Source organism: Hymenobacter sp. BT491 (assembly GCF_014349165.1).
Classification (GTDB): Bacteria; Bacteroidota; Bacteroidia; order Cytophagales; family Hymenobacteraceae; genus Hymenobacter; species Hymenobacter jejuensis.
Genome location: NZ_JACSJJ010000004.1, coordinates 401,750 through 426,926, shown reverse-complemented (window position 1 = coordinate 426,926; position 25,177 = coordinate 401,750). Strand labels below are relative to the sequence as shown.

The following is a 25,177-nucleotide window of genomic DNA, read 5'->3' as shown; positions in this document are numbered from 1 at the left end:
GTTGTGTGAGAGTGCGGGCGAGTCTTTTGGCGCTCGTTCTACTTGCATACTTCAGCAATACTTGCAGTGCGCTACTTTCTTCACTTGGCTTACGATGGCACGGATTACCACGGTTGGCAAACCCAGCCCAACGCCGTTACGGTGCAGGAAGAACTGAATCGGCGGCTGTCGCAGGTGCTACGCCAGCCGGTTTTCACGCTGGGCAGCGGCCGCACCGATACGGGGGTGCATGCCAGCCACCAGGTGGCGCATTTTGAAGCCGAAATGCCAGCCAACCTCGATGAGGACACTACACTGTACCGCCTAAACCGCGCCTTGCCCCGCGACATTGCCGCCTACGCGTTGCACCCGGTGCCGCCCAAAGCCAATGCCCGCTTTGATGCCGAAGCCCGCACCTACGAATACCATGTGCGCCTCGTGCCCGACCCCTTCAGCAGCCGGCACGCCCTCTACCTCGATCGGGCTCCCGACTTGGCGGCTATGAATACGGCCGCCACTTTGCTGCTGGGCTCGCGCGACTTTACTAGTTTTTCCAAGGTGAAGGGTGCCGAAAAGCACTACGTATGCGTAGTGTATGAGGCGGCCTGGCACCCGGTGCCCGGGGGTTTGGTGTTTCGCATTCGGGCCAATCGGTTTGTGCGGGGCATGGTGCGGTTGGTGGTTGGTACGCTGCTGAGCGTAGGCCGTGGCCGGTTGACGCCGGTGGCGTTTGGCGAAATACTAGCCGCGCAAAGTAGGGTAGAAGCGAGCGGGGCAGCGCCCGCCCAAGGCTTGTTCCTGACCCGCGTGGAGTACCCGGCCGAGCTAGTGGCCGCAGCCGTCTTGCCGTCGGGAATGCCGTACTTTGCCAACCGCTGATTCTGTCGCCGCGGCAAGTAGTGCAACCTTGCGGGTCCCGCGTTGGTTACTGATTTTCGTAAGCGTTCTACAAATCCCACCCACTTGGAGCAGGCAACCACCGCCACCAAAACTGGCAACATCTTCGACTGGCAGGTGCTCAGCCGGCTCATGAACTATGTGCGGCCCTACCGAAAAGTCTTTTATTCCCTGATTTTTCTCACCATTGCCACCGCGGCCCTTGGTACGTTGCGCCCCTTTCTGATTCAGAAAATGGTCGATGTAAGCATCGAACAGGGTGACGTACAGGGTGTTAACAAAATGTTTGGGCTGCTGGTCGTGTTGCTGATCGCGCACACCATCGTCAGCTATCTGCAAACATATTATGGCGGCTGGCTGGGTCAATACATCGTGCGCGACATCCGCGTGGATCTCTACCGTCACATCCTCGACCTGCGCCTTAAGTTCTTCGACCGTACGCCCATCGGCGTACTCGTGACCCGCAACATTTCCGACGTGGAAACGCTGTCGGATGTGTTTAGCGAGGGCTTGGCGGCTATGGTCGGCGACATTTTGCAATTGGTGTTCATCGTCGGCTTCATGTTCTGGATCGACTGGCGCCTGACGTTGGTAAGCTTGGCCGTGGTGCCGCCGCTGCTCATCAGCACTTACGTGTTTAAGGAGAAGGTCAAGAAGTCGTTTCAAGAGGTACGGACGGCCGTCGCCAGCCTCAATTCCTTTGTCCAAGAGCACCTTACGGGCATGAACGTGGTGCAGATCTTCAACAACGAAGAACGCGAGTTCAAAAAGTTTCGGGCCATCAATCAGGAGCATACCCGCGCCAACATTCGCTCGGTACTCTATTATTCGATCTATTTTCCGGTGGCCGAAGTGCTGGCGGCTATGGGTGTGGGTCTGCTGGTGTGGTACGCTGCGCAGGGCCAAATCGAAGGGACTATTTCCAAAGGCGCATTGATTGCCTTTATTATGTATAATGGTCTGTTTTTCAGGCCAATACGCCAAATTGCCGACCGGTTCAATACGTTGCAACTGGGGCTGGTTAGTACCGAACGGTTGTTGAAACTCCTTGATAGCAAAGAGCTTATCGCCGACAACGGCACATATGCCCCCGATCACCTGCGCGGCGATGTGCAGTTCGAGCACGTGTGGTTTGCTTATAACGACGAGGAGTACGTGCTCAAAGACATCAGCTTTGAGGTGCAGGCCGGGCAAACCGTCGCTTTTGTAGGCGCAACCGGCGCGGGCAAAACGTCCATCATCAACCTGCTCAGCCGGTTCTACGAAATCAACAAGGGCACCATTCGCGTGGATGGGCATGATCTGCGGGAGTTCGACCTGAAGCACTTGCGCCGGCATATCGGGGTGGTGTTGCAGGACGTGTTTCTGTTTGCGGGCACCATCGCCGACAACATCACGCTGGGCAACAAAGACATCACCGAAGCCCAAATCTGGGAAGCCGCCGAACTGGTAGGCGCCCGCCGATTCATTGAGCGTTTGCCTAATGGGTTGAACTACAAGGTAATGGAGCGCGGCGCGACGCTTTCCGTCGGGCAGCGGCAATTGATTTCGTTTGTGCGGGCGATGGTATATCAGCCGCGCATCATCATCCTGGATGAAGCCACCTCGTCGGTCGACAGCGAAACGGAAGAGCTGATCCAAGAAGCCATCGAAAAGCTGATGCAGGGCCGCACGTCGCTCGTGATTGCGCACCGGCTGAGCACCATCCAGAAAGCCGACCGCATCATCGTGCTTGACCGGGGCGAAATCAAGGAATCCGGCAATCACGAGGAACTGTTGCGCCACGGCGGCTTCTACGCCCAGCTTTATCAAATGCAGTACAAAGACGCGCTGAACACCCCCGCTGAATAATGAATCGTTGGTTATTGATCTTGTTTTTGGTCGTCTTCGTTGGCGGCGCCTCTGTTTACGCGTACCTGGGGGGCTTCAAACAACCCGAAGTGGCGTTGACTACTGTACCGCAGCCCATCTATCTGGCTGGTCAGCACTTCAAAGGCCGGGCCGATAGCCCCGAGTTTGGTCCGATGTTTCGGCAGGCGCAACAAGTCAAATCTAGCGGCCAGCTGCACGGTGATCTTGGCAACATTTACTACAATGACCCCGACGCCGCCAGCGACTCCCTGAAAGCCTTTATTGGCCTCGTGGTAGCAGACACAACTTCGCAGAAGCTGCCTGTGGGTTTTCATTACACGGCTTTCTTCACCCAGCAGCAAGTCGTTCGGGCGCGCATCGAGGCCAGCTACATGGTGGCGCCGGGCAAACTTTACGAAGGCGTGAAAGAGTACGCCAAACGCCACAACCTGAAGCTGTTGCAAGTGTACCTCGAACGCTTTCCCGATACGGGTGCCAACGAAGTGATAGCTGTTGTTGGTAGATAACTATTTGATAATGTGATATTTATGTAAAAGCCGATCCGAATTATTCCGGATCGGCTTTTCTGTAGAATAGGCTTGCTTACCTAAGATTAGCGGCCGAGGTAGAAGAAAGCACCCAACCGCAGATCACGCAGGCCGAAGCCAAAATCCAGGCCATTGTTGACGTATTTATCGTCGCTTTTGTCATCGAGCTTTTGCTCCAGGTGGTTGTAGGAAAAGCCTCGCATGGTCAATTCCAAACCAAACTTATCGGTAGGGAAGAACACAAAGCCCGGCAGTAATTGGCTGTAGTAGCCTTGAGAACGAGCAATATTGTCGCCCGCATAATTGGTAGAGGATTTCTGTACCGAGTAATTGTTGATGTAGCCCGCGCCGAGCTGACCGTAGAAAGCCGCTTTTTCGCTCACAAACTTATAATACCGAAGCAGCGGCCCCACAGACAAGTACCGCATTTTCGTTTCGTTGGTGTAGGAGAGATTACCGTTGTAGTTTTTTTGCTTCTGTTGAGTGCCGGCCAGCCCAAAGCTGACTCCCACAGCGAGGTTATCGGCAATGAAATAGCCAACCGTCGGTGCCAACTCATACTGATGGTACTTGTTATCGGGATCACTGGACGGGCTGTTGGCGAATTCGCTCTTTTGGGTTTGGCTCGAATACCCCGCGTTGCCGCCGAGTAGGGTAGTGCCGGCCGCAATTTGGGCCTGCGCCCCCAGCGCCGAGAAGCTAAGTACCAACGCACTCAGAATAAGTTTTTTCATAAAACGGGTAGAAAAGAATAATGGAAAGCGCGAATGTAGCTCCTGCCTACCCCTCTGGCAGCACGCATTTTCGAATTCAAAAGCAGCTAAGCGCCTAACTATTTCGCTGTCAGCACCAAGCCAGTATTGCTGAAAAGCAGAAAAGCCCACGGAACTTCTGTTCCGTGGGCTTTTGAGAAGGAAGTAAATGCTTTCAGTCGGGGTGGCAGGATTCGAACCTACGGCCTCGTCGTCCCGAACGACGCGCGCTACCGGGCTGCGCTACACCCCGAGGAGTGGTGCTGCCGAAGCACCACGAAAATTAATTTTTTCTGCCGAAAAAAGCCTCCGAACCGAAGTCCAGAGGCTTTTCGAGCAAAAACTCTTCAGTCGGAGTGGCAGGATTCGAACCTACGACCTCCAGCACCCCATGCTGGCGCGATACCAGGCTACGCTACACCCCGAGAGAATTGAGTTGCAAATGTAGTAGATAGTACGGCATCGGTGCAAGGTCAAGGGAGATAAAAATTGAATCTGTGATAGGGAATCCTGTTTTTTTATCATCTGAGCGGCGCTGTAGCAGTGCTGCTGGCGTAGCAGTTTGCGCTGGCTAAAGCTTGGCAATGAGTTTGCTAAAGCAGAAAATCCAAACTCTTTGCAAAAGAGTGGCGTCAAATTTTTACTTTTACCAGATACCGGAATATTCACTTTTTCGTTAGGGCCGCGTATGAAAACAGTTACTCTTCTACTTTGCCTGTTTGCCGCGACCTGCTGGGTGCGGCCAGCGCAGGCCCAGACGCAGCCCGTAGCTGCTAATACTACCTCAGCCAAGGCTGCCCCGCCCGCACTGATCACGGACAAAATGGAGCAGGCCGCGCCTTCTTCGGATGCCTTGAAGGTGCGGCTGGAAACCAACCCCGTCACGAAGCGCCTCACGGTGCACACCGACGCTACCGGCCCAACCCGCGTGGAAGTCAACGACGCTGAAGGGCACCCAGTGCTTACCCGCGATCTCATTGTGGGCGATCAGGTTGCCGTGCTTGACGTAAGTGCTTTGCCAGCAGGTTCTTACATTGTGCATTGCTCTTCCGGTGAGCGCCGGGGTATGCGCCGCATTCTGCTAGGACAGTAAGCCGCTTGTTTTACCCAAAAGCAAAGCCCGTTTTTCCAGCGCTGGAAAAACGGGCTTTGCTTTTGGGTAAATAATTGATTAGTAGGTATTTGTAAAAGATCTGCGGCTATGCTTCCTCGCTCTGGAGCTGCCGCTCGTAGAGTGCGCGGTAGAGGCCGTCTTCCTGTTCCATCAGCTCCTCGTGGGTGCCGTGCTGCACGATGGTGCCATCGTCGAGCACCAGAATGTGGTCGGCAAGCTTTACGGAACTAACCCGGTGCGAGATAATCAGGCTGGTGCGATTGGTCATGATGCGCTGCAGGCTGTTGAGGATGGCGTTTTCGGTGTTGGTGTCCACGGCCGAAAGGGAGTCGTCCAAAATAAGGATCTTGGGCTCTTTGACCAGCGCCCGCGCGATGCTCACGCGCTGCTTCTGCCCGCCCGACAGCGTAATGCCACGCTCGCCGAGCTTGGTATCGAAGCCTTCCGGGAAGCGAATGATGTTCTCGTACACATTGGCGTCTTTGGCAGCCTGAAGCATGCGCTCTTCGGTTGGGTTATCCAGTCCGAAATTGATGTTGTTGCGGATGCTGTCGGAGAACAGAAAAACATCTTGCGGCACGTAGCCAATCTGCTCGCGCAACGACTCCAGCGCATAGTCGCGCACGTCCACGCCATCGACCCGAATATCACCCGCCGTGACGTCGTAGAGGCGGCACAACAGAGCCGCGACGGTGCTCTTGCCCGAACCCGTGTTGCCAATGATAGCCAGCGTGTTGCCCGGCCGAATGCGGAACGATACGTCCTTCAGGGCCTGAATGCCGGTGTCGGGGTAGGTAAACGAAACGCGATCGAAGACGATGTCGCCCTGGATTTCGCGCTCGACGTTCTTCTGCGAAATGATGTTCGTTTTTTGGTTGAGGAATTCGTTGATGCGAGCCTGCGACGCTTCGGCTCGTTGCACCAAGCTGCTGGTCCAGCCTAAGGCCGTAACGGGCCACGTAAGCAGGTTGACGTAAATCAGGAACTCGGCAATGCTGCCCGTGGTGATGGTGCCGCGGATAACTTCTTGACCACCAATCCAAACTGTGATGATGGTGCTCAAGCCCACCAAGAACAGGATCAAGGGGAAAAACAGCGAATTGACGAAGTTCAGGCTCAGCGACTTCTCCCGGTAGTTGTCCGATGCCACAGTGAATTGCTGGTGCGAATCCTGTTCGCGCACAAACGACTTGAGCACCCGAATGCCCGAAAACGCTTCCTGCACAAACGTCGTCATGTCGGAGAGCGAGCGCTGGATTTCGTCGGATTTGCGCTCGATCAGGTTGTTGACGTAGTAGATGCTCACCGACAGAATCGGGAGCGGCAGCAACGTATAAATGCTCAGTTTTACGTTGACCATCAGCATCAACGGCACGATCAGCACGAACAGCACCACCAACTGCAGGAAATACATGATGGCCGGCCCGAAATACATGCGCACGCGCCCTACGTCCTCGGAGATGCGCGACATCAGATCGCCGGTGCTGTGGCGGCGGTAGAAGCTCAGCGGCAGCGATTGATAATGCTGGAAAATCTCGTTTTTCTGATCGTTCTCAATGTGCCTCGACATCACGATGAGCGTCTGACGCATGAAGAACAGGAAAATGCCCCGCAGCAAAGCCATCGACACAATCAGCAGGCCATACAGCAAGATGTTGCGGCCAAATAGCTCATACACAAAGCTTTGTGCCTGGGTGCCGGCGTAGAGGTGGTACAGGTCAATGCCTTCGCTTACCAGGTCGAAGGCATAGCGTACGATCTGGGCCGGAAAGATGGCCAGCAGAGTGCTCAGGGCCACGAATAACACCCCGCCAAGGAAGTGCCATTTGTAGCGGTAGATGTATTTATTGGTAGAAGCTAAAGCGCGCACAGAAAGACGGATTGGGCAGTTGTGGGATGGGCAAACGCCGGGCGATTCGGGTGGCTCAGCAGTAGGCAAAAGCTACGGGATGCCGTAGGCGTAAGGAAAAAACAGGTACTTTTGCACCCGGATTGGAGGAGCTACGCACTCCCTTCCACAAAGATACAACAACCCACCCCCACCCACCCTTTTTCTCCCACCCGAATGATTGAAATCCAAGAGTTGACCGACACGTCGGTCTTCGGTCAGATTGCCGAGCATCAGCACGAACAAGTGGTTTTTTGCCACGATCACGAAACCGGTTTGCGGGCCATCATTGGCATCCACAACACGGTATTAGGCCCCGCTTTGGGCGGTACGCGCATGTGGCAGTACGCCTCCGACGCCGAAGCCCTGAATGATGTGTTGCGCCTCTCGCGTGGCATGTCGTATAAGGCTGCTATTTCGGGTTTGAACCTGGGCGGTGGCAAAGCCGTCATCATCGGTGACGCCAAAACGCAGAAAAACGAAGCCCTACTCCGCAAGTTTGGTCGCTTCGTACAAAACCTCAACGGCAAGTACATCACGGCCGAAGACGTAGGGATGACGACCAAGGATATGGAGTATATCCATATGGAAACCAAGCACGTAGCCGGCCTGCCCGAATCCATGGGCGGCTCGGGTGACCCGTCGCCCGTAACGGCTTACGGCACTTACATGGGCATGAAAGCCGCCGCCAAAAAAGCGTTTGGCTCGGATAGCCTCGCCGGCAAGCGCATTGCCGTGCAGGGCGTAGGCCATGTGGGCGGTTATCTGCTGGAGCACCTCGCGAAGGAAGGCGCTAAAATTATCCTGACCGACTATTACGAAGATCGGAAACTGGAAATGGCCGCCAAATACAAGGCCATCGCCGTGGACATCGACGAGATCTACGATCAGGACATGGACATCTACTCGCCGTGCGCGCTGGGAGCTACCATCAACGACGATACCCTCAGCCGTTTGAAATGCCGCGTGATTGCCGGCTCGGCCAACAACCAGCTCAAAAACGAAGACATCCACGGCCCGGCCTTGGTCGACCGCGGCATCGTATATGCTCCTGATTTCCTGATCAATGCGGGCGGTCTGATCAACGTGTATTCGGAAGTCGTAGGCACCAGCCGGCAGGCCGCACTGAACCAAACTGAAAAAATCTACGATTTCACTCTGCAAGTGCTCAACAAAGCCGAGCAGGAGGGAAGTCATCCGCAAAAAGCTGCCATCCGGCAGGCCGAGGAGCGCATTGCGGCCATCGGTAAAGTCAAATCAACCTATTAAACTTTAGGGGCTTAGGGCCTCGGAACCTTAGAAATCTGAACTAGCCATTTCTTCACTGGCTGACCAAGGCCTAAGCTTCTGAGCCTCCGAGTCTCTAAGCCCTTAATCCAACCCATGTTAAACCGTCGCACGCTTCGCATCAAGGTCATGCAGGCCCTTTACGCCTATCATCAGGCAGTAGGTTCTGATTTTATGTTGGCCAATGACCGCATTGCGGAGGCTTTTGCGCCTGACCTCACCTCGCCCGAACCGCAGGATCGGCGCACGTTGCAGGGGCAGCGCAAAATGGCCGAGGTAATCTTTAAAGAGTGGCATAAGACCGGCGCCGAGTCGGAAAAAACCGACGACTCCGACGTGAACGACGCCGTGGAAGATGCCATCAAGTACTACCAGAAGCAGAAGGCCAAAGACGCCACTTTCTTCGCGGGGCAGATGGTGCACGGCGCCGAAAGCATTCACGATCAGTACATTCATCTGCTCAACTTGCCCGAAGCCTTGTTGCGGGTGATCGAGGAGGAGAAAGATCGGTTGGCTCGTCGTTTCACGCCCGCGACCGAAGCACCCCTCGACACGACGCGCTTCGAACAGAATGCTGCCTTGCAGAAGTTGCTCAGCAACAAGCAGTTGCAGGATCTCACCATTCGTCGTTCGTTGAAATGGAACGGTGAAGAGGAGATGGAGGCCCTGCGCAAAGCCTGGCGTTCGGAGATCAAGGCCGATGCCGAGTTTCAGAGTTACCTCGCGGCCCCGGCCGGCAACTACGCCGAGGACCAAGAGATTCTGAAGCACCTGTTTAAGGAGTTTGTGTTCAAAGGCGAAAGCCTGCCCGACCGCATCGAAGAAGACGACCTGAACTGGGAAGAAAACCGCTCGGTGGTTAAAAACTTGGTTGTCAAGACGTTGAAAATGCTTGACGAGCAGGCCGACGAAAACATGGAGCTGATGTCGTTGTCAGCTAACTGGCAGGACGACAAGGAGTTTGCCGAAACTCTCTACAAAGAAACTTTGCAGGCCGACGAGCAATACGAGAAGCTCATCGAAGGCTCGGTGCAGAACTGGGACGTGGAGCGCGTGGCCCTCATCGACAAGATTATCTTGAAGATGGCGTTGTGCGAAATGCACCTATTCCGCAGCATTCCCGTCAAAGTGACCATCAACGAGTACATCGAAATCAGCAAGTTGTACAGCACACCGAAGAGCAAGCAATTTGTGAACGGTATTCTGGATAAATTGGCCCAAGACTTGACCGCCAGCGGTGCCATCCGCAAGTCGGGCCGCGGGCTGCTGGACAACCAGTAAGCCCCCGACAACCCGCCGGGGCTTCACTTCGTCTACAGCTTAGATTCTTTCCTTTCCTATTTTCCCACCACGCCACGTTTTCCGATTTATGGGTAGCAAAACCACTACCGGCATTCTGTGCTTCGCGGGCGGCGCCCTCACCGGAGCTGCCGTCGCGCTTCTTTACGCCCCCGAAAAAGGTCGCGAAACCCGGAGCTGGCTCAGCTACAAGCTTGAGCGCTACCGCGAAATCCTCGCTGACTTAACTGAAAACCTCGTCACCAGCCGCACCGATTCGGGCCCTTCGTCGGCCAAGTCGGAAGGCCAACGGGTAATTCAGGACGCCAAAAGCAAAGCCGAACAGCTGCTTGGCGACGTTGATCAGCTCATCAACCAAATCAACTCGCGCAAAACGGCGCTGTAATCCTTCGTCTGTCATCCTGAGCCTAAGTGCAGGATCTTTATTGGTAGTGTTTAGCACTCGTGTAAAGTTCCTGCGCTTAAGCTCAGGATGACAGACGTTTAGTGGCTTAGATAAGTAGCTTAAAATCAGTACATTACATACCATGCATCTCATTACCCTGATCCCTGGCGACGGCATCGGCCCCGAAATCACGAAGGCTGTCACGGATATTTTCGCCGCGGCCCAAGTGCCCGTACAGTGGGAAGAACAGAACGCCGGCCAGACCACCTTCGACCAATCGGGTGAACTGATTCCGCAGGCACTGTTGGACTCGCTGGAAAAGAACCGGGTGGCCCTGAAAGGTCCTATCACGACGCCAGTGGGCAAGGGTTTTCGCTCGATCAACGTCACGCTGCGTCAGAAATACGACCTCTACCAAAACGTGCGGCCTTCCAAAACTACCGAAGGCATCAAAACGCGCTACGAGGGCATTGATCTGGTGCTGTTCCGCGAAAACACCGAAGGCTTGTACTCGGGGCTGGAAGTATGGGATGAGCGCCTGGGTATTGCCGATGCAATCGCGCGCGTGACGGTAGCCGGCTCTCGCAAAATCTGCCGCGCAGCCTTTGCTTACGCCGCCAAGCACGGCCGCAAAAAAGTGACGTTGGCCCACAAAGCCAACATCATCAAAATGGCTGGTACTGTGATGCTTAACGCCTGCCGGGAAGCTGCCAACGAGTTTCCCCAGATCGTGTTCGAAGACAAAATCATCGACAACATGTGCATGCAGCTCGTGGGCAAACCTGAGCAGTTTGATGTGATCGTGACCACCAACCTGTTTGGGGACTTGCTCTCCGATCTTTGCGCCGGTTTGGTAGGGGGCTTGGGTGTGGTAGCCGGGGCCAACATTGGCGACAACATGGCTATTTTTGAGGCCGTACACGGCTCTGCGCCAGACATTGCGGGTCAGGGCAAAGCCAATCCGACCGCATTGCTCCGCTCGGCTCTGATGATGCTGCACCACATCGGGGAGCACCAGTACGCCGACCGCATTGAGAAAGCACTGGAAGCCACGCTGAAGAACAAAGAGAAGTGCACCGGCGATTTGGGCGGCTCGGCTTCGACCAGCGAGTTTGCACAAGCCATCATCGATAACCTAGCGAAAAACTAAAGAAGAAAGCCAGTGCCCCGCCTACTTTTAAGGCGGGGCACTGGCTTTTTAATTTTAACTTTATATTCAGATAGCCGCCGTTCGGCTTTCGACATAACTACATGAAACGCACTCTTTTCTCTGCTCTTTTCCTGTCCAGCGCCTTGCTGTTTGGCGCTTGCAACAACAACAAAACCGCTGAAGTAGGAGCCGAAGGCATGAACGCTGCGGCCACCAACGCCGCCGACGCCGCCAACCCCACCGTGGACAACCCCAATGTGGCCAGCGAAACCGAGGCGCCCAACCCCAACGCCCCGGTCATGAGCTTTGCCGAGACGGAGTACAACTTCGGCGACATCAAGCCCGGCGACGTGGTCAAGCACACGTTCAACTTCACCAACACCGGCAAGCAGCCGCTGCTCATCGAAAATGCGACGGCTTCGTGCGGCTGCACCACACCTAACTGGACCAAAGAACCCATCGCGCCCGGCAACAAAGGCACCATCGAGGTGCAGTTTGATAGCCACGGCAAGAGCGGCCTGCAAAACAAGCAGGTAGCTATCCGGGCCAATACTCAGCCTAGCATCACCCAGATTGCCATTCGCGCCAACATCCTGCCCGAGACGGGTGCTGCCGCTGCTACCAAATAAGCTTACCGAAGGGCCCTAGTTGCAACTGATTGATTGTCAAGTGGTTGTAACTAGGGCCTTTTTAGGCTTACCCTCACTCTAACTTTCCTATAGAATGCTTCTTTCACTCCTGCTGCAAGCGCCGGCCGGCGAAGGATATACTTCGCTGTTGTTTCCTATTGCCATTGGCCTAGTGGTGTATTTCTTCATGATTCGGCCCCAGCAGAAACGGGCTTCCGAAGCCAAAAAATTCCGCGAGGCACTTACCAAAGGGGCTACCGTAGTAACGATTGGCGGCTTACACGGCAAAGTGGTGGAAGTCAACGAAGAAACAGTGATAGTGGAAGTTGATCGGGGCACTCGCCTCAAGTTCGACCGTACGGCCATTGCCCGCGAAGTCGCCTCAAAATCGTCTGCCCCAGCGCCTAACGCCTAACTTTTAAAACCGTTGCCTTGCCGCTTACTCGTGCTGTTCGTCTGGTTCGCTGGTTTTCCAGCCCGTTCTACGGGCAGGAGGGCAGCTATTGGCGAGCGGTAACGGCCTGTTTTCTAGCGGCTTCTACGTTCTGGCTGCTCAACGCCCTGAACAAGACCTACACCACGCGCATCACCTATCCGTTGGCGTGGCGTTACGACGAATCCCGCTACATTCCGGTGCAGTCGCTGCCGGGAGAAGTGGCGGTCAATGTCACGGGCCGGGGCTGGAAGCTCTTGCGCAAAAACCTGTCGCTGGATGTGCGCCCAGCCGAAGTGCGCTTGGCGCGGTTGCCCGCCACCCGTTACATCACGGGGCAGTCGCTGCGGCCGGCCCTGCAAACGGCCATGGAAGGGCTGCAATTCAACTACGTCGTGACCGATACGCTGTGGGTGCAGTTTGATCGCTTGGTATCGCGCCGGTTGCCGCTTACGCTCAGTCCGGCCTCGGATGGCTCCGCCCTGCCCTATGCAGCACGTTTTGTGCCAGCCACCATTATTTTTCGGGGGCCTGAGGCTACGGTAAGCAAGCTGGCCAATCCGTATCCGGTGCATTTGCCGCAGGCGCCAGCAGGCAGCAGCAGCGGCGAAATTAGGGTCCCCATTGGCGGCCCCAAGCTGGTTCAGACCAACGTGCAGGATGTACGCATTCGCCTACAGCCGCGCCCCCTGATCACGCGCTCGGTGCAGGTAACGCCCGAGTTACATGACTTTCCCAAAGATCAGGCTTTCCGCTTGCGGCCGGCACTGGTGCGGGTGCAAATCCAGAGTTTCCCCGAGGATACGGCCCGCATCGAACTCAGCCAACTGCATGTGATTCTGCATTTTGGCCAGCTCGTCGGCCCCGATTCGGTGTTGCAACCCGTGTTGTCGGAGGCACCTACCTTGGCCCGGGGCGTGCGAGTGCTTACGCCCCGCGTGCGGGTTTTTAGAAGCCATTGAGTATGCTGCGCGTTGGAATAACCGGAGGAATCGGCTCGGGCAAAAGTGTAGTGTGCCGACTGTTTAAGTTATTGGGCGTGCCTGTATACGATTCCGATTATCAGGCCAAGTGGCTGATGGCGAATGATTTATCGCTGCGCGCTGAATTGCATACGGCCTTCGGTTCCGAAACGTTCGACGCCCACGGCCAGCTCAACCGCACGTATCTGGCCCGTACGGTCTTCACCGATCCGGCGCAACTAGCAGTGCTGAATGCGTTGGTGCATCCGCATGTTGGCCGCGATTTTGAGCAGTGGGCCACCGCGCAACAACAAGCCGGCCACGCGTACGCCCTGAAAGAAGCCGCGCTGCTCTACGAGTCGGGCGCTTATCGGCAGCTCGACAAAATCATTACAGTATTTGCGCCGCTGGCGGTGCGGCAAACCCGCGTACTGCACCGCGATCCGCACCGCACCCCCGACGATGTTCTCAACATTGTGGGCAAGCAGATGAGCGAGGAGGAGAAGATGCAACGTGCTGATTACGTGCTGTATAACGACGATCAGCACTTGCTGATTCCGCAGGTGTTAAAGCTCCACCACGAACTGCTGAGCCACCAGACGCTGCCTACCGGATAATAGGGCAGCGCTCGAACGGCCGGTTTTCGTCGAATAGCTTACGATACGTGATGTGCGTTTTGTAAATACGCGCGCCGATCGAGCGTGTCACGGCCATCATGCGCGGGTTGAAATCGCCGATCCAGTTCATTTCGATGTCGGTGTAGCCGATATCCATAAACGCCTGCTGGGCATGCACCAACATGGCCGATTCTACGCCTTTGCCCTGATGCTCAGGCACAACGCCGAAGATCACGCCAAACATTTTGCGCGGCTGACGACGCTCAAACCGCCGCTTTTCCCACAGAAATCGCAGCTTGCCCCACAAGTTCAGCCGGCGCCCAACGTGCTTGAAAATCTGGTTTAGCTCGGGCAGGCTCACGAAAAACGCCACCGGCTCATCGTTATGATAAGCAAACCAGAGCAGGCGTGGGTCCATGACCGGGCGCATCTGCTCTACCAGCTTGCGGGCTTTGTCCAGCGTCATGGGGTTCACGCCGGAGTGGTTGGCCCAAGCCAAGTTATAAACGTGGAGAAAATCGCGGGCCAGCTGTTCGGGGTCGCGGAGGGTGGCGTGCGCGAAACGGTAAGCCGGCAACTCTCGGGCAAAGCGTTCGGCCGTACGATGAAAGCTGGGGTGAAGCGGCTCGGCCACGCGGCGATGGTAAGTGTACTGCTTGAAATATACCTTAAAGCCGTAGTTTTCAAAGAGTTGCTGGTAATAAGCGGGGTGGTAGAACATACCGTAGTTAGGCTCGGTAAAGCCCGAAACCAGCAACCCCCAAAAACGGTCGCGCTCCCCAAAGTTGATCGGCCCGTCCATGGCGGCCATGCCCCGCGCCGCTAGCCATTGTTTGCAAGCATCAAATAGTTGATTAGCAACTTCCTGATTATCAATGCATTCAAAAAAGCCCATGCCGCCCGTTGGCAGCGTACTATCGGCTTGGGGCGTGGCATGGTTGATAAACGCCGCGACCCGACCCAGTACTACGCCGTTCTCATCGGTCAGAATCCAGCGGATGGCTTCGCCGTGGTCGAAGTTGGGATTGCGCTTCGGATCAAACACCGCTTCAATTTCATCGTCGAGCGGCGCGATGTAATACGAGTAATCTTGGTAGAGGCGAGCGGCTACGTCGCGGAACTGACGCGCCCGCTGGGCATCCGTAACTTCGAGCAAGGGCATTGGGGTCGGCTAAAGGGAAATAAAAGGAGAAACGTACGACGCTTTGCAACAAAGGATGAGCCCGAATGGATTTCTTTCGGTCATGGGCGCTTGGGCTGCGGCTGAAAAACCGACAAGATTTTGAGGCCTTCCGGTGCCACCGAATACACTTCCCGCCCCACGCTGTCGGGGTACGGGCCGGGGTGCATCCGGTAGTCGGCCAAGAAATACCGGTTGGGCGCCGAGTCGGTAAACTGAAAGCGCTCGCGATCTATTGGGTTCAGCAGTAACGTGTTATTGGTGAGTAGCAGCGGATGCGGACTATCCACGGGAATCCGGCCGGTGGGATGGCGCTTCAGCAAATACTCCACTCCTTGCCGGTACGAAAGGCCCCAGTAATCGCGCTCAAAAAGTCGGCCAGCCTGCCCGGCCGACAGGAAGCTAAAATAAACCTGCTGATTAGGGTGCATCCGGATCATGCGCACTGCCGTGTGGGCAACTTCAAGGCTGGCAATCAGGCCCAGAAACAACACCACCTGCCGGCTGCGGGCGCGTAAGCGTGTGATCTGCCACAAGGCTTGCCCACCGCGCACCGCAATTAGCAGCAACGCTGGGTAGACAAAATACAGATGCCGCCAGCCATCATATAATACTGATTTCAAGAGAATTACCATAAGCAGTGGAAGCCCGAACCAAGCTGCGAACAGCAGGTCGAGGCGGCCCTCCAGAGTGGCTAGCACTGCCAGCCGACTACGCACAATGGTATATAGCCAAACAAGCATCCCGAGGCAGAAGGCCAGCACGTACGGAACCGGCGTGGTCACTACAATCCAAACGAGCGCGTAGTGCCAAGGCAGGTTGAGCGCATACACCGGCCGCCCGAGGTACCACACTTCACCCAGCCACGGGTAATGACTCAGATGCTGATAAGCCAGCAAAAAATGGGCAACGGGTGCCTCCCAAAGATACGGCCAACCTATGATCGCAACGACCGCTGTAACAGACAGGTAGGCTACAACATAGCCTGCCATCCGTAAGCCCGCACGCTTGGGGGAAGAAGCAAAAAGAACCTCCAGCGTCAGCATGCCCAACGTCAGGCCAACGACCAAAATGCCCAGCACCCGCATGTCAAGGGCCATCGCCGTGGCTACGCCGTGCAGCAAGGCGCGCCACAGGCTGGGGCGCTGCATCAGCAGTGCCAAGGAGTACATAGCCACGGTAAAAACCGACAGAAATACAAGGTCCTTGGCGTTGTAAAACGATTCGGCGAACATCCGCGGCGAGAGCACCAGCAAACCCGCCGTCAGCAAGCCCAGCCGCCAATCATGAAACCGGATGCGCGCCAGGCGAAAGAGCGCCCAGGTGCCGGCCAGGCACGTCAGGAAAATGCACAGATGGCGCAGCTGGTAAAAGGCGCGTAAGTCGGAAGAAGGCCGTAGCTGATCCCAGAATGCCAACGGCAGCTCAAACAGCACGCCGTGGTCGTTGTCGTGATAATTTTCGAAATCCGGTGCCCGCTCCAGCACTGCTTGGCGTTCGGCCCACTTAGGTGCAAGGCGGTGAGCCACATAGCGGGCGCTCACCAACCCGTTCAGGTGGTCGACGGGCTCGTCCCAGGAAACGCCGTAGTCGCGGTAGAGCGACAAGCCCAGCAGCAACAGCAGTCCAAAAAACAGACTAACGAAGCGCTGGGGCGGCAGGGAAAAAACAAAGCGTCGGCGCATCAACGGGGTATACTAGTTAGAGAGTCACCTAATAGAATGGGTATTGTGTAATGTATTGTAAATCAATTAGTTAATTCTTTTTGAATACGGATAATATTTTAACGCCGCCTACCCTGATGGCGTGTACTTCGTGCCCCACACTATCGCCGTAGCTTTGCGGGTGCCAGCGATACGCCGTGATGAAATAGCGGAAATGCGCCGAATCGCGGTGCGAATAGAGCAGGCGTGCCCGCTGTTCGGGCTTTAGTATCAGGGAGTTATTGTAATATGTGATGTACCACGGTACGCTGATTTGCACTTGCGGTGCGGGGTCGTTGGCGAGCACCCATTCCAGCCCTTGCCTATACGACAAGCCCCAGTAATCGCGTTCGAAAAGGCGTTCAGCAACAGAGCCCGGCAAAAAGCTGAAGTAGGCGTTTTCGTGCGGATGCATCTGCACCATGCACACCGCCGTGTGCACTACTTCCGAGCCGGCCAGGACGAGCGTGCCAAGCGCCAAGCGGCGCCACTGGCCGTAGCGCTTGGCAACTCTCCCAATACTCAGCAAGCCTCGAACAGCCAGCAGCAACAAGGCCGGATAGACAAAATAGAGGTGGCGCCACCCGTCATAAAGTGCTGATTTGAAGACGATTGTAAACGTAATGGGTGCCAATAGCCAAAGCACTATCAAGAAATCGAGGCGGCCACTGAATGTATGTAGGGTGCTGAGTCGTGTACGTACAGCCTCCTTCAGCCAAGAGCCAAGTCCTATTGCGGCGGCGAAGCTGTATGGCAGCGGTGTGGTAATGAAAATCCAGACGAGCGTGTAATGCCAAGGCACACGACTGGCCGGAATCAAGTGCCCGAAGTACAGATTGGTCATCGGCCACGGGTACACTCCCATTTTAGGAATGGCCGTGAGCAGGTTGGGAATAGAAGTAGCCCACAAATAGGGCCATCCCATCACCACAAAAACCACCGTAGCCACTAGGTAAATCAACACGCAGCCAGAGAGCTTGACGGGTTGCTTGGTGAAGCGAGCCTCCAACGCCAGCATCGCGAACGTGATGATAAGCAACTGTAACCCTTGTACGCGGGTGTCAATGGCTGCGGCAGTAGCCACGCCGTGAACCAGCGCTCGCATCAAGGTTGGACGTTGCAGCAGGCGGGCAAGGGTATAGATCGCCAGCAGGAACAACGACATGTACACGATGTCTTTGCCATTGTAAAAAGCTTCGGCAAACATCCGCGGCGATACTACCAGCAGGCTCGCTTCAAGCAGACCCAATCGCCAATCCTGAAAGCGTAGTTTCCCCAGTTGGTAGAGCGCCCAGACGCCCATCACAAACATCAGAAACACAGACAGATGGCGCAGGAGATAAAATGATCGGGAATCGCCGTCGGTAAATAAGTAACCTAATACCGAAACGGCCATTTCGAAAGCCGCGCCGTGGTCGCTGTCCGGAAACTGCCGGATATCCGGAATCCAAGGGCGATTGAGCGCTTCGCGCGCAGCCAGCTTGGGCACCAAAACCTGCGCCACATATTTCAGGCCGACTAGCCCATTGAGATGGTTGTTGGCCTCATCCCAGGAAACCCCATAGTCGCGGTACACCCATACTCCCAATAGCAACAGCAAGCCAAAAAAGAGCGGTACTCCCACACGGCGCAAAGGTTGGGCAGAAGTGGAAGCCGTTGGCATCAAGCAACAAAAAGGCTTAATAAATGAAAAGAATGGTCCGCGAAAGGTAGGGCAAGATCACGGTAATGCCGAGCCTTTGCCACCATGCCAAATCCATAGGCGGGTTTCCATATTCTGAGTGCAAGCCGCAGTACTGAACGGTTAAAACGAAAAAAGGACAGCCGTTTCCGACTGTCCTTTTGGTGGGAGATGTAGGGTTCGAACCTACGACCCTCTGCTTGTAAGGCTTGGATTTGGCCAATTTTTAGGTTTATCGGTAGTCGCTAAAGAACAGCAAAAGAAATTGATAAACAGGCAGTTAGGTTATTATGAGTGGTTGCTATTGTCATACTGTTCCTTAAATTTGTTTAAACCAGCGTTTAAACTACCGCCGGTTTTACAGTATGCCCAAGACGACAGAACACAAAGAAGGAGGAGCCACAGTAAAGGTGGTGTATTACGTCCAAAAAACGCTCGCGGACGGGTCACATCCGTTTATGGTGCGCATCATCAAGGACCGCAAAATAAAATATATCGCCACGGGTTTGAGCTTGCTCCCCAAGTATTGGAATACTGATAAGAAAGAAATACGACGTAGTTATCCAGGCAATGCGAAAGCCCTTTGGAAAAAGTTAATTGATTGGCAAAATAAGTACGAAGCTGCTGCCACAACCTTGGTGGAAGCCGACGAGCAACACGATGTACTGTCAGTTGCTGCCAAAGCCATTGAGGGCCGGCAGGCGACGCGTCGGATAAAATTGCTGGCCTACTGTGATGAGCTAAGCCAAACGATGAAAGCCAATGGGCAATTAGGCAATGCCTCAGTGTACCGCGACTTGCGCAACCAACTCGCCAAATTTATAGCCGAGGAATACCCCCAAGTAGGAGGCGATATTTCTTTTGATAAGGTATCGGTGCGCTTCTGCAACGAATGGGAGAATGCATTACGCGTTACAGGGGCGGAAGAGACAACGCTCTCCAACCGGTTCCGGACGCTGCGAGCCGTGCTGAACAAAGCTATTGCTGTCGGGCTAGCCAAAGCGGAACATTATCCTTTCGCCCGTACTGTAGCGGAGAAACATAAGTTTCAGGTGGGAAAATTTAACGTAACCACAACCAAGCGTGCTATTTCCCGCGAAGAGTTACGCAAGGTGGAAGTCTTAAAGCCCGTTACCGACCGGCAACAGCTGGCGAAGGATGTCTTCCTGTTTTCATTCTACTGTGGCGGTATGAATTTTGGGGACTTAGCTCAACTGCGTTGGCGCGACCTGAGCGGTGAAGCGTCTGACACCGGCTACCCCGATCGCCTTCATTACGAACGCCAAAAGACGGGCGGTAAGTTTTCATTGCGCATAATGGAACCTGCTGGCGCCATCGTAGCTGCGTACCGACCCTTCACCCATTCCATGCCCGATAGTTACGTGTTCCCAGTGCTTGACCACGCCAAGCACATTACACAGGCCCAAATAAAGAACCGGGTGCACAAGGTGTTAGGACAAGTGAACAAGGACCTCAAGACGCTGGGCCAGCTAGCCGGCGTTGCGACGCCACTCACGACCTATGTGGCCCGACACACCTTCGCCACTGCATTACGCAGGAGCGGCACCGGCACGGCAGTTATTTCGCAAGCTATGGGACACAAATCCGAGGCTGTCACGAACGTGTATCTGGATTCTTTCGCCTCGGAGCTGGTAGATACGGCCTTCGAGGGGCTGCTGTATAAAAGCGTTTGATCCGGGAAACCCTCTTGTTTGATTACTATGCGCAGCCGATGAGTATGCAGATTGATTTAGCTGAAAAAGAGAAAGAGCATTACCGCACAATCGCAGATTACGAAACTGAAGTGATGCCTATCTGGCAACTGCTTCTTAATCTGGACATGGATGCATTTGCAAAAAAATTCTCAGACCGTTGGCACAAACCATATAAACCTTGGATTAAGGTAGCTACCTGGGACAAGCGCAACCGCCACCGTTACGTGAGATGCTTACACGCCTCTAAAACAGTACGGTCGGGATATGAGGAACTGAAGTGGCATCGAAAATATTGGTATAAGGCTTTGATGCATATCGTAGAAAACGATATTCTACTAGTTACTGATAAGAAGCATTTCTGGGCAAACCAATTGCGTTCTATTAGCATGCATTTAAAGCACGACGTCGGCTTAGATGCTGCCCAAAGAGGAACTAATTACCTATCCCTTGAGGGGCTATATTCAAAATCTGGGGTTCCTGAATGGCGAAAGAGCAACGTCATTGCGCGTATCAAAGAATTTAAAGGAGGACAATTCTTGAGGAACAGTCATGAGCGGTGGGACCACATGGGGCAACTGTGGGCCTATATTGATCTCTTCCGATTGGCTTGGGAAAAATTTCATGAATTTGAACGAGCCACCACTATAAGCGGAGCTGAAATCGTAGTCGAAACTGCTCATCAAAACAGTACGCCGGCTGCGGTTCCACTTACCTTGAGGCAAGTAGCGTTGCTGCACATTTTCGCTAAAAAGCCAGCGATAAAGAGAGATTCACGGGCAGATGCTATTGCCAGAGCAGAAGGACATACAAGCGGCCCCAAGCTGTACGACCATTACCGCAAGCTTAGTAAGAAGACCGGCATAACAGGGATGGAAGGAGACGAATTGCCTAGCATGATTAATGATATTGAAGTCGTGCTACTACGCCTTGATGCAGCCCACCAGCAAGGAGCCAAAGATGCCCTGGAGGTACTAAGAGCGAAGGAAGGGAAAATTTAGGTACCGGTGTACACCGGTGCACTGCCCTAGGTATAACCGTGCTTTGCCTCGTCTTAATTAAATGACGAGTGTAATGAACAATCCCTTCGAAATTATCAATGCCCGGTTAAGCAACTTGGAAGCATTGACGTTACAGGCCTTAGACTGCCTTCGTAACACGGCCACCGCGCCTGCGCCAGAGATAGGCGGTATCGAGTTAGCTCAACAGGTAACCCGCCTGAGCAAGCCCCGCCTTTACGCGCTGGTATCGGCGCGGGGCATTCCCCATGCCAAGCGGGGCAACAAGCTGTACTTCAACCGGGCCGACCTGCTGGCCTGGGTGAACGCCGGCAAGCGGGGTACAAACGAAACGGCCGCCAACGCATGAGCACCGGCGACCGCAACGCTTTGAACGTGCTTGGAGAGCACGGCAAAGATACCACAATCGGCGCCAGTGACTGCGCTCGCCTCACCGGTTTGCGAGACTATTTGCGTGGCTTGCCTAGCCTGAACTTTTCAGAAAAGGGGCGTGCTAACATCTGCAAACGGTTCGGCGTGAGTGCAGCGGAACTGGCTGCAACGCTCGCCACCCTGTGTCCCCGTACGGGAATGCCCACACTCGAATTGTTGCACACCATCGGCCGGGCCGTGAGCCACGCACGGCCCCGCTATGGCAAAGGAGGGGCCGCTAAATGCTGAACGTCGAACCCCCTCCCGTTAGCTATAAAGAGCGTTTATTTGCCGACGCCAACCGCTTAGCTAATGAGCCGGTAGATCCCGCCCCCGGCTGGCCCATCCCCGCAAAACTGACCTCGCGCCTCCGCCCGGTACCGCCCTTCAAAGAGACGCTATTTCCTCCCGCGCTGCGGCCGGCCTTGAGCGACGTTGCCTACCGTATGCAGTGCCCGCCCGACTGGCCGGCCGTGGCTTGGCTTGTTATGTTGGGCGCTGTAGTCGGCAACCGATGCGGCATTCGCCCTAAGCAGCGGGACACGGGGTGGGTGGAAGTGCCAAATCTATGGGGCGCCATCGTCGCGGAACCTTCTAGCCTGAAAACGCCGGTACTTGCCGCCGCTTTGGCTCCGCTGAAAGAAATGGAGCGCGTTGCTCGCGAAGTCTACCGCCACGATGCCGACATGTACGAAGCGGAAGCCGACGTACTGAAAGCCCGAAAGGAAGCAATCAGAAAGAAGCTGCAAAAGGCAGCTGACAAGGGCAATGAACAGGAGTTGCAGAGCCTAAAAATTGAGTTAATGAATCTTGATTTAGCAGCCCCACCCATCGCCCGCCGCTATATCGTGAACGACAGCACGGTGGAAAAGCTGATTGAGGTACTGGGCGCCAACCCGCATGGGGTATTGGTGTTCCGCGATGAGCTGACGGGCCTGCTGCTGAGCTGGGACAAGACGGGTCGGGAAGGCGACCGGCAATTTTATCTAGAAGGCTGGAATGGCACTGGTGACTACAGCAGCGATCGAATCGGCCGGGGTTCGTTGTACGTGGCAAGCTGCTGCCTGTCGCTGCTAGGCAGCATTCAACCCGACAAGCTGGCGGGCTACCTGCAGCAAACGCTCCACGGTGAAAATGACGGGATGACGCAACGCTTCTCGCTGCTGACCTGGCCCGACCCGCGCCCCTTTGTGTACGTGGATGAAGCGCCCAACCAAGCGGCCCAAGCTGAGGCCGTGAAGCTGCTGCACCTCCTTGACGAACTAGACCCCATCAAAGCCGGGGCCAGCTTGCTCGCCGGCGACGCCTTCCCCACTTTTCATTTTGACGAGGCGGCGCAAGAGGTATTCGTGGCTTGGTTAACCAATTGGCAACGCGAGTTAGAAGCGAGCGACGAGGCGCCCGCCTTGTTACAGCATCTATCCAAATACCGCAAGCTGTACCCGGCCCTGGCGTTGCTGTTTCACTTGCTTGATGTGGCGAGCGGCGCCGCGCCGCCGGGGCCCGTCAGCCGGGCGGCAGCCGAACTGGCGGACCAATGGTGCACCTACTTTGCCCACCATGCCCGCCGCGTGTATGCCTACGGCACCACGGGCGCCGCCGAGATGCTGGGCAAACAGCTACAAGCTCAAAACCTGCCCAATCCTTTCACGCTGCGCGACGTGCAGCGCAAGGGCTGGCAAGGCTTGGGCGACCGGTCCGCAATTCAGTGTGCTTTAGAAGACTTAGTAGATGCGGGTTGGATACGGGAAGCTCCCGCACTGCCCCCCGCTGAAACTGGTCGCCCCCGCGCCACAGCTTACGAATCGAACCCCCGAATTTTCTCTGACCACGCCTAAAGACCGGCCGACAAAACCGACAAAACCCTTTTGTCGGTTTTGTCAGCGCCTGCTTTGAGCTTCTACAACCCTTTCCTTTATGTTCACGCCCACTACTTCCTACCGCTACACGCTGCAACCTTACGATGGTCCAAGGTCGCGTACCACGTGTCCGAGCTGTGACAAGCCCCGCTGCTTCTCGCGCTACCTAGACAGCAACACTGGCGAGGTGTTGCCTCCTGAGTTTGGCCGCTGCGACCATGTGCTGAGTTGCGGCTACCATCGGAATCCTTACCACGGTGGAGCCGACGGCCAGAGTTACGCCCAGCAAGTGCACCATGCCACAAAGCAGGGCTATCCCGTTGGTCCGCATCGTGCACCGTCTCCGTCCCGGCCCCTGACTAAACCAAGCCCTATTGTGAGCATTCCGGAAGAGGTGTTCACCGCCACGCTGGGACACTACGAGCACAATGTTCTAGCCTGTGTACTATGTCGGCATTTCGGGCAGGGTGTGGCCGACGAGCTGCTGAGCCGGTTCCGACTCGGAACGTCTACCCACTGGCCGGGGGCCTGTGTATTCTGGCTATTGGATGAGCAGGGCCGGATACGGGGCGGGCAAGTGGTGCTGTATGACGAAACTGGCCACACCGTAAAGGAACCGCGTCGCTGTACTACCTGGGCGCACACGGCCTTGTCCCTTCGCTGCAAGTCCCAAGGTCGCCCCAAGCCAGCTTGGTTAGCTGACTACGAGAAGCACAGTCGGAAAAGTCCCTGCCTATTTGGGTTGCCGCAGTTGGTCACCACACCTGCTGAGCAGCCCGTGGCCCTAGTGGAAAGCGCCAAAACAGCTATGGTGGCCACGTCCTACTTACCGGAGTTTGTCTGGTTAGCAACGATGGGGCTGAATTTCCTAACGCCCGACCGCCTAGAACCCTTACGAGGCCGCCGCATTGTACTGTTTCCCGACGCAGGAGCCCTCGCCAAATGGCAAGCTAAAGCCAAGGAGCTGCGTCGTTCGGGCTTCGACGTGCGCATATCCGACGCATTGGAAAAGCTGGTGACCGACGAAGAACGCCGTAGCGGCTTGGACCTAGCCGACGTGCTTCTGAGAGAATCGCTTGGTTACCCACCTAGTTGGGATGAGTAACCCACCGGGTAGAAGGTGTCAATCCATTGTAAACAACAATAAAAAACAAAGCTATGCCTTACCCAAAAGGAATCAGCGGCAACCCATGGGGTCGGCCAAAGGGGGCGGCCAACAAGGCCACCAAACGTGTGCGAAAAGTGATCGGCCAAGTGTTGGCGGGCGTCACAGCTGAAAGCCTAGCGCAGAAATTAGAGGCCCTGCAGGGCAAGGAATACTTGGACGCCTACATCAAACTAGCTGAGTTTGTCACGCCCAAGCTGCAACGTATGGCACCGGCTGAAGAGAATATGGGGCCCATCGATGTTGATGTTTTCCTTGGTGGTCACGATCAAGCCTACTCGCTCATTGACCAGGAAAAGACAGGTGATATCGCGCCCAATGCAGTGGTGGATGATCAATAACGAATTGATCTATTCATTGAAATCATCAAAAAATTATAGTTTTGACAGCGAATATCAACTCAACCACTACTATGCCTTACGGAAAAGACGCACTAGATGCGCAGCTAGATTCAGAAGCAGGATATGACGCAATAGCCCGCGCCATTCAGAAGCTTCAACATGAACTTGACAATAATTCAAATCTAAACCCTCAACAACGGGCGGAAGTTGAGGGAGAAAAAAAGCGACTTCAGAATGCTTTGGAGGGTATAAGTATAGCCAAGCACAACATCGTACGCGGGCATAATAATATGCCTTTGCAGCCCTAACACAGTT

General features: G+C 55.2%; 24 protein-coding genes and 2 tRNA genes. 19 read left to right on the top strand and 7 right to left on the bottom strand.

The window, feature by feature from the left end:
- Positions 1–66: 66 nt before the first annotated feature.
- The 3 genes from truA to H9I52_RS18535 all read left to right on the top strand — a co-directional run bounded on the left by truA (position 67) and on the right by H9I52_RS18535 (position 3,254).
- Positions 67–858, top strand: coding sequence for a tRNA pseudouridine(38-40) synthase TruA (gene truA, locus H9I52_RS18545; RefSeq protein ID WP_187455099.1), 792 nt, complete (start codon positions 67–69; stop codon positions 856–858).
- Between the two features lie 150 nt (positions 859–1,008).
- Positions 1,009–2,727, top strand: coding sequence for an ABC transporter ATP-binding protein (locus tag H9I52_RS18540; RefSeq protein WP_139517724.1), 1,719 nt, complete (start codon positions 1,009–1,011; stop codon positions 2,725–2,727).
- Positions 2,727–3,254 carry a hypothetical protein gene (locus H9I52_RS18535; protein ID WP_187455098.1) on the top strand — a complete coding sequence of 176 codons (528 nt, stop codon included), beginning with the start codon at positions 2,727–2,729 and terminating at the stop codon, positions 3,252–3,254. Before H9I52_RS18540 ends, H9I52_RS18535 begins: the two co-directional genes overlap by 1 nt.
- An 86-nt stretch (positions 3,255–3,340) precedes the next feature.
- On the opposite strand, the gene H9I52_RS18530 is transcribed toward H9I52_RS18535, so the two are convergent.
- The 3 genes from H9I52_RS18530 to H9I52_RS18520 all read right to left on the bottom strand — a co-directional run bounded on the left by H9I52_RS18530 (position 3,341) and on the right by H9I52_RS18520 (position 4,452).
- The gene (locus H9I52_RS18530; RefSeq protein WP_187455097.1) at positions 3,341–4,009 is read right to left on the bottom strand and encodes an outer membrane beta-barrel protein; all 669 of its coding nucleotides are present in this window, start codon (positions 4,007–4,009) and stop codon (positions 3,341–3,343) included.
- A gap of 197 nt (positions 4,010–4,206) precedes the next feature.
- Positions 4,207–4,280 (bottom strand) — tRNA-Pro (locus tag H9I52_RS18525).
- A 98-nt stretch (positions 4,281–4,378) separates the two neighbouring features.
- Positions 4,379–4,452 (bottom strand) — tRNA-Pro (locus tag H9I52_RS18520).
- 263 nt (positions 4,453–4,715) lie between these two features.
- On the opposite strand from H9I52_RS18520, the gene H9I52_RS18515 reads away from it, so the two are divergent.
- Positions 4,716–5,120 (top strand): T9SS type A sorting domain-containing protein, encoded by a 405-nt coding sequence (locus H9I52_RS18515; RefSeq protein ID WP_187455096.1) that lies wholly within the window; start codon positions 4,716–4,718, stop codon positions 5,118–5,120.
- A gap of 106 nt (positions 5,121–5,226) precedes the next feature.
- Here the strand turns inward: H9I52_RS18515 and H9I52_RS18510 are convergent, their stop codons facing one another.
- The gene (locus tag H9I52_RS18510) at positions 5,227–7,011 is read right to left on the bottom strand and encodes an ABC transporter ATP-binding protein (RefSeq protein WP_187455095.1); all 1,785 of its coding nucleotides are present in this window, start codon (positions 7,009–7,011) and stop codon (positions 5,227–5,229) included.
- Positions 7,012–7,206: 195 nt separating this feature from the next.
- Here H9I52_RS18510 and H9I52_RS18505 point away from each other — a divergent pair, with 195 nt between their 5' ends.
- From H9I52_RS18505 to coaE, 8 genes are all read left to right on the top strand, one after another.
- On the top strand, positions 7,207–8,298 hold the full coding sequence (locus tag H9I52_RS18505) for a Glu/Leu/Phe/Val dehydrogenase dimerization domain-containing protein (RefSeq protein WP_139515195.1): 1,092 nt from the start codon (positions 7,207–7,209) through the stop codon (positions 8,296–8,298).
- A gap of 114 nt (positions 8,299–8,412) precedes the next feature.
- Entirely contained in the window at positions 8,413–9,597 is a 1,185-nt protein-coding gene (gene nusB, locus H9I52_RS18500) for a transcription antitermination factor NusB (RefSeq protein ID WP_139515194.1), read from the top strand.
- A gap of 88 nt (positions 9,598–9,685) precedes the next feature.
- Complete coding sequence (locus H9I52_RS18495) at positions 9,686–10,000, top strand: YtxH domain-containing protein (RefSeq protein ID WP_139515193.1); 315 nt, start codon at positions 9,686–9,688, stop codon at positions 9,998–10,000.
- A 142-nt stretch (positions 10,001–10,142) separates the two neighbouring features.
- Positions 10,143–11,150 carry an isocitrate/isopropylmalate dehydrogenase family protein gene (locus H9I52_RS18490; protein WP_139515192.1) on the top strand — a complete coding sequence of 336 codons (1,008 nt, stop codon included), beginning with the start codon at positions 10,143–10,145 and terminating at the stop codon, positions 11,148–11,150.
- Positions 11,151–11,251: 101 nt separating this feature from the next.
- Positions 11,252–11,779, top strand: coding sequence for a DUF1573 domain-containing protein (locus H9I52_RS18485; RefSeq protein ID WP_187455094.1), 528 nt, complete (start codon positions 11,252–11,254; stop codon positions 11,777–11,779).
- A gap of 94 nt (positions 11,780–11,873) precedes the next feature.
- On the top strand, positions 11,874–12,194 hold the full coding sequence (gene yajC / locus H9I52_RS18480) for a preprotein translocase subunit YajC (RefSeq protein WP_139515190.1): 321 nt from the start codon (positions 11,874–11,876) through the stop codon (positions 12,192–12,194).
- Positions 12,195–12,211: 17 nt separating this feature from the next.
- A complete protein-coding gene (locus H9I52_RS18475; RefSeq protein ID WP_187455093.1) occupies positions 12,212–13,174 on the top strand; it encodes a hypothetical protein in 963 nt (320 codons plus the stop codon).
- A 2-nt stretch (positions 13,175–13,176) separates the two neighbouring features.
- Positions 13,177–13,791, top strand: a complete 615-nt coding sequence (gene coaE / locus H9I52_RS18470; RefSeq protein WP_187455092.1) for a dephospho-CoA kinase — start codon at positions 13,177–13,179, stop codon at positions 13,789–13,791.
- Here the strand turns inward: coaE and H9I52_RS18465 are convergent.
- The 3 genes from H9I52_RS18465 to H9I52_RS18455 form a co-directional block, all read right to left on the bottom strand.
- Positions 13,781–14,953, bottom strand: coding sequence for a hypothetical protein (locus tag H9I52_RS18465; RefSeq protein ID WP_187455091.1), 1,173 nt, complete (start codon positions 14,951–14,953; stop codon positions 13,781–13,783). The genes coaE and H9I52_RS18465 overlap by 11 nt on opposite strands.
- Positions 14,954–15,033: 80 nt before the next feature.
- Positions 15,034–16,656, bottom strand: coding sequence for an ArnT family glycosyltransferase (locus H9I52_RS18460; RefSeq protein ID WP_187455090.1), 1,623 nt, complete (start codon positions 16,654–16,656; stop codon positions 15,034–15,036).
- Positions 16,657–16,726: 70 nt separating this feature from the next.
- The gene (locus H9I52_RS18455; protein WP_187455089.1) at positions 16,727–18,298 is read right to left on the bottom strand and encodes an ArnT family glycosyltransferase; all 1,572 of its coding nucleotides are present in this window, start codon (positions 18,296–18,298) and stop codon (positions 16,727–16,729) included.
- Between the two features lie 422 nt (positions 18,299–18,720).
- On the opposite strand from H9I52_RS18455, the gene H9I52_RS18450 reads away from it, so the two are divergent.
- The 7 genes from H9I52_RS18450 (at position 18,721) to H9I52_RS18420 (ending at position 25,170) form a co-directional block, all read left to right on the top strand.
- Positions 18,721–20,049, top strand: a complete 1,329-nt coding sequence (locus H9I52_RS18450) for a site-specific integrase (RefSeq protein ID WP_187455088.1) — start codon at positions 18,721–18,723, stop codon at positions 20,047–20,049.
- Between the two features lie 14 nt (positions 20,050–20,063).
- Complete coding sequence (locus H9I52_RS18445; protein ID WP_187455087.1) at positions 20,064–21,068, top strand: hypothetical protein; 1,005 nt, start codon at positions 20,064–20,066, stop codon at positions 21,066–21,068.
- Between the two features lie 73 nt (positions 21,069–21,141).
- Positions 21,142–21,435 carry a helix-turn-helix domain-containing protein gene (locus tag H9I52_RS18440; RefSeq protein ID WP_187455086.1) on the top strand — a complete coding sequence of 98 codons (294 nt, stop codon included), beginning with the start codon at positions 21,142–21,144 and terminating at the stop codon, positions 21,433–21,435.
- Between the two features lie 304 nt (positions 21,436–21,739).
- Complete coding sequence (locus tag H9I52_RS18435) at positions 21,740–23,335, top strand: YfjI family protein (RefSeq protein ID WP_187455085.1); 1,596 nt, start codon at positions 21,740–21,742, stop codon at positions 23,333–23,335.
- A gap of 79 nt (positions 23,336–23,414) precedes the next feature.
- A complete protein-coding gene (locus H9I52_RS18430) occupies positions 23,415–24,461 on the top strand; it encodes a DUF6371 domain-containing protein (protein WP_187455084.1) in 1,047 nt (348 codons plus the stop codon).
- A gap of 53 nt (positions 24,462–24,514) precedes the next feature.
- Complete coding sequence (locus tag H9I52_RS18425; RefSeq protein WP_187455083.1) at positions 24,515–24,862, top strand: hypothetical protein; 348 nt, start codon at positions 24,515–24,517, stop codon at positions 24,860–24,862.
- A 71-nt stretch (positions 24,863–24,933) separates the two neighbouring features.
- Entirely contained in the window at positions 24,934–25,170 is a 237-nt protein-coding gene (locus tag H9I52_RS18420) for a hypothetical protein (RefSeq protein ID WP_187455082.1), read from the top strand.
- Positions 25,171–25,177: the final 7 nt, after the last annotated feature.

Excerpts from the sequence above, each read along its gene's own strand:
- H9I52_RS18530 (WP_187455097.1), bottom strand. The coding sequence starts at position 4,009 with ATGAAAAAACTTATTCTGAGTGCGTTGGTACTTAGCTTCTCGGCGCTG.
- H9I52_RS18420 (WP_187455082.1), top strand. The coding sequence starts at position 24,934 with ATGCCTTACGGAAAAGACGCACTAGATGCGCAGCTAGATTCAGAAGCA.
- H9I52_RS18540 (WP_139517724.1), top strand. The coding sequence starts at position 1,009 with ATGAACTATGTGCGGCCCTACCGAAAAGTCTTTTATTCCCTGATTTTT.
- H9I52_RS18430 (WP_187455084.1), top strand. The coding sequence starts at position 23,415 with ATGTTCACGCCCACTACTTCCTACCGCTACACGCTGCAACCTTACGAT.
- H9I52_RS18440 (WP_187455086.1), top strand. The coding sequence starts at position 21,142 with ATGAACAATCCCTTCGAAATTATCAATGCCCGGTTAAGCAACTTGGAA.
- H9I52_RS18505 (WP_139515195.1), top strand. The coding sequence starts at position 7,207 with ATGATTGAAATCCAAGAGTTGACCGACACGTCGGTCTTCGGTCAGATT.
- H9I52_RS18485 (WP_187455094.1), top strand. The coding sequence starts at position 11,252 with ATGAAACGCACTCTTTTCTCTGCTCTTTTCCTGTCCAGCGCCTTGCTG.
- H9I52_RS18460 (WP_187455090.1), bottom strand. The coding sequence starts at position 16,656 with ATGCGCCGACGCTTTGTTTTTTCCCTGCCGCCCCAGCGCTTCGTTAGT.
- H9I52_RS18450 (WP_187455088.1), top strand. The coding sequence starts at position 18,721 with ATGCCCAAGACGACAGAACACAAAGAAGGAGGAGCCACAGTAAAGGTG.
- H9I52_RS18425 (WP_187455083.1), top strand. The coding sequence starts at position 24,515 with ATGCCTTACCCAAAAGGAATCAGCGGCAACCCATGGGGTCGGCCAAAG.
- H9I52_RS18495 (WP_139515193.1), top strand. The coding sequence starts at position 9,686 with ATGGGTAGCAAAACCACTACCGGCATTCTGTGCTTCGCGGGCGGCGCC.
- H9I52_RS18490 (WP_139515192.1), top strand. The coding sequence starts at position 10,143 with ATGCATCTCATTACCCTGATCCCTGGCGACGGCATCGGCCCCGAAATC.
- H9I52_RS18535 (WP_187455098.1), top strand. The coding sequence starts at position 2,727 with ATGAATCGTTGGTTATTGATCTTGTTTTTGGTCGTCTTCGTTGGCGGC.
- coaE (WP_187455092.1), top strand. The coding sequence starts at position 13,177 with ATGCTGCGCGTTGGAATAACCGGAGGAATCGGCTCGGGCAAAAGTGTA.
- H9I52_RS18515 (WP_187455096.1), top strand. The coding sequence starts at position 4,716 with ATGAAAACAGTTACTCTTCTACTTTGCCTGTTTGCCGCGACCTGCTGG.
- H9I52_RS18465 (WP_187455091.1), bottom strand. The coding sequence starts at position 14,953 with ATGCCCTTGCTCGAAGTTACGGATGCCCAGCGGGCGCGTCAGTTCCGC.
- yajC (WP_139515190.1), top strand. The coding sequence starts at position 11,874 with ATGCTTCTTTCACTCCTGCTGCAAGCGCCGGCCGGCGAAGGATATACT.
- nusB (WP_139515194.1), top strand. The coding sequence starts at position 8,413 with ATGTTAAACCGTCGCACGCTTCGCATCAAGGTCATGCAGGCCCTTTAC.
- H9I52_RS18435 (WP_187455085.1), top strand. The coding sequence starts at position 21,740 with ATGCTGAACGTCGAACCCCCTCCCGTTAGCTATAAAGAGCGTTTATTT.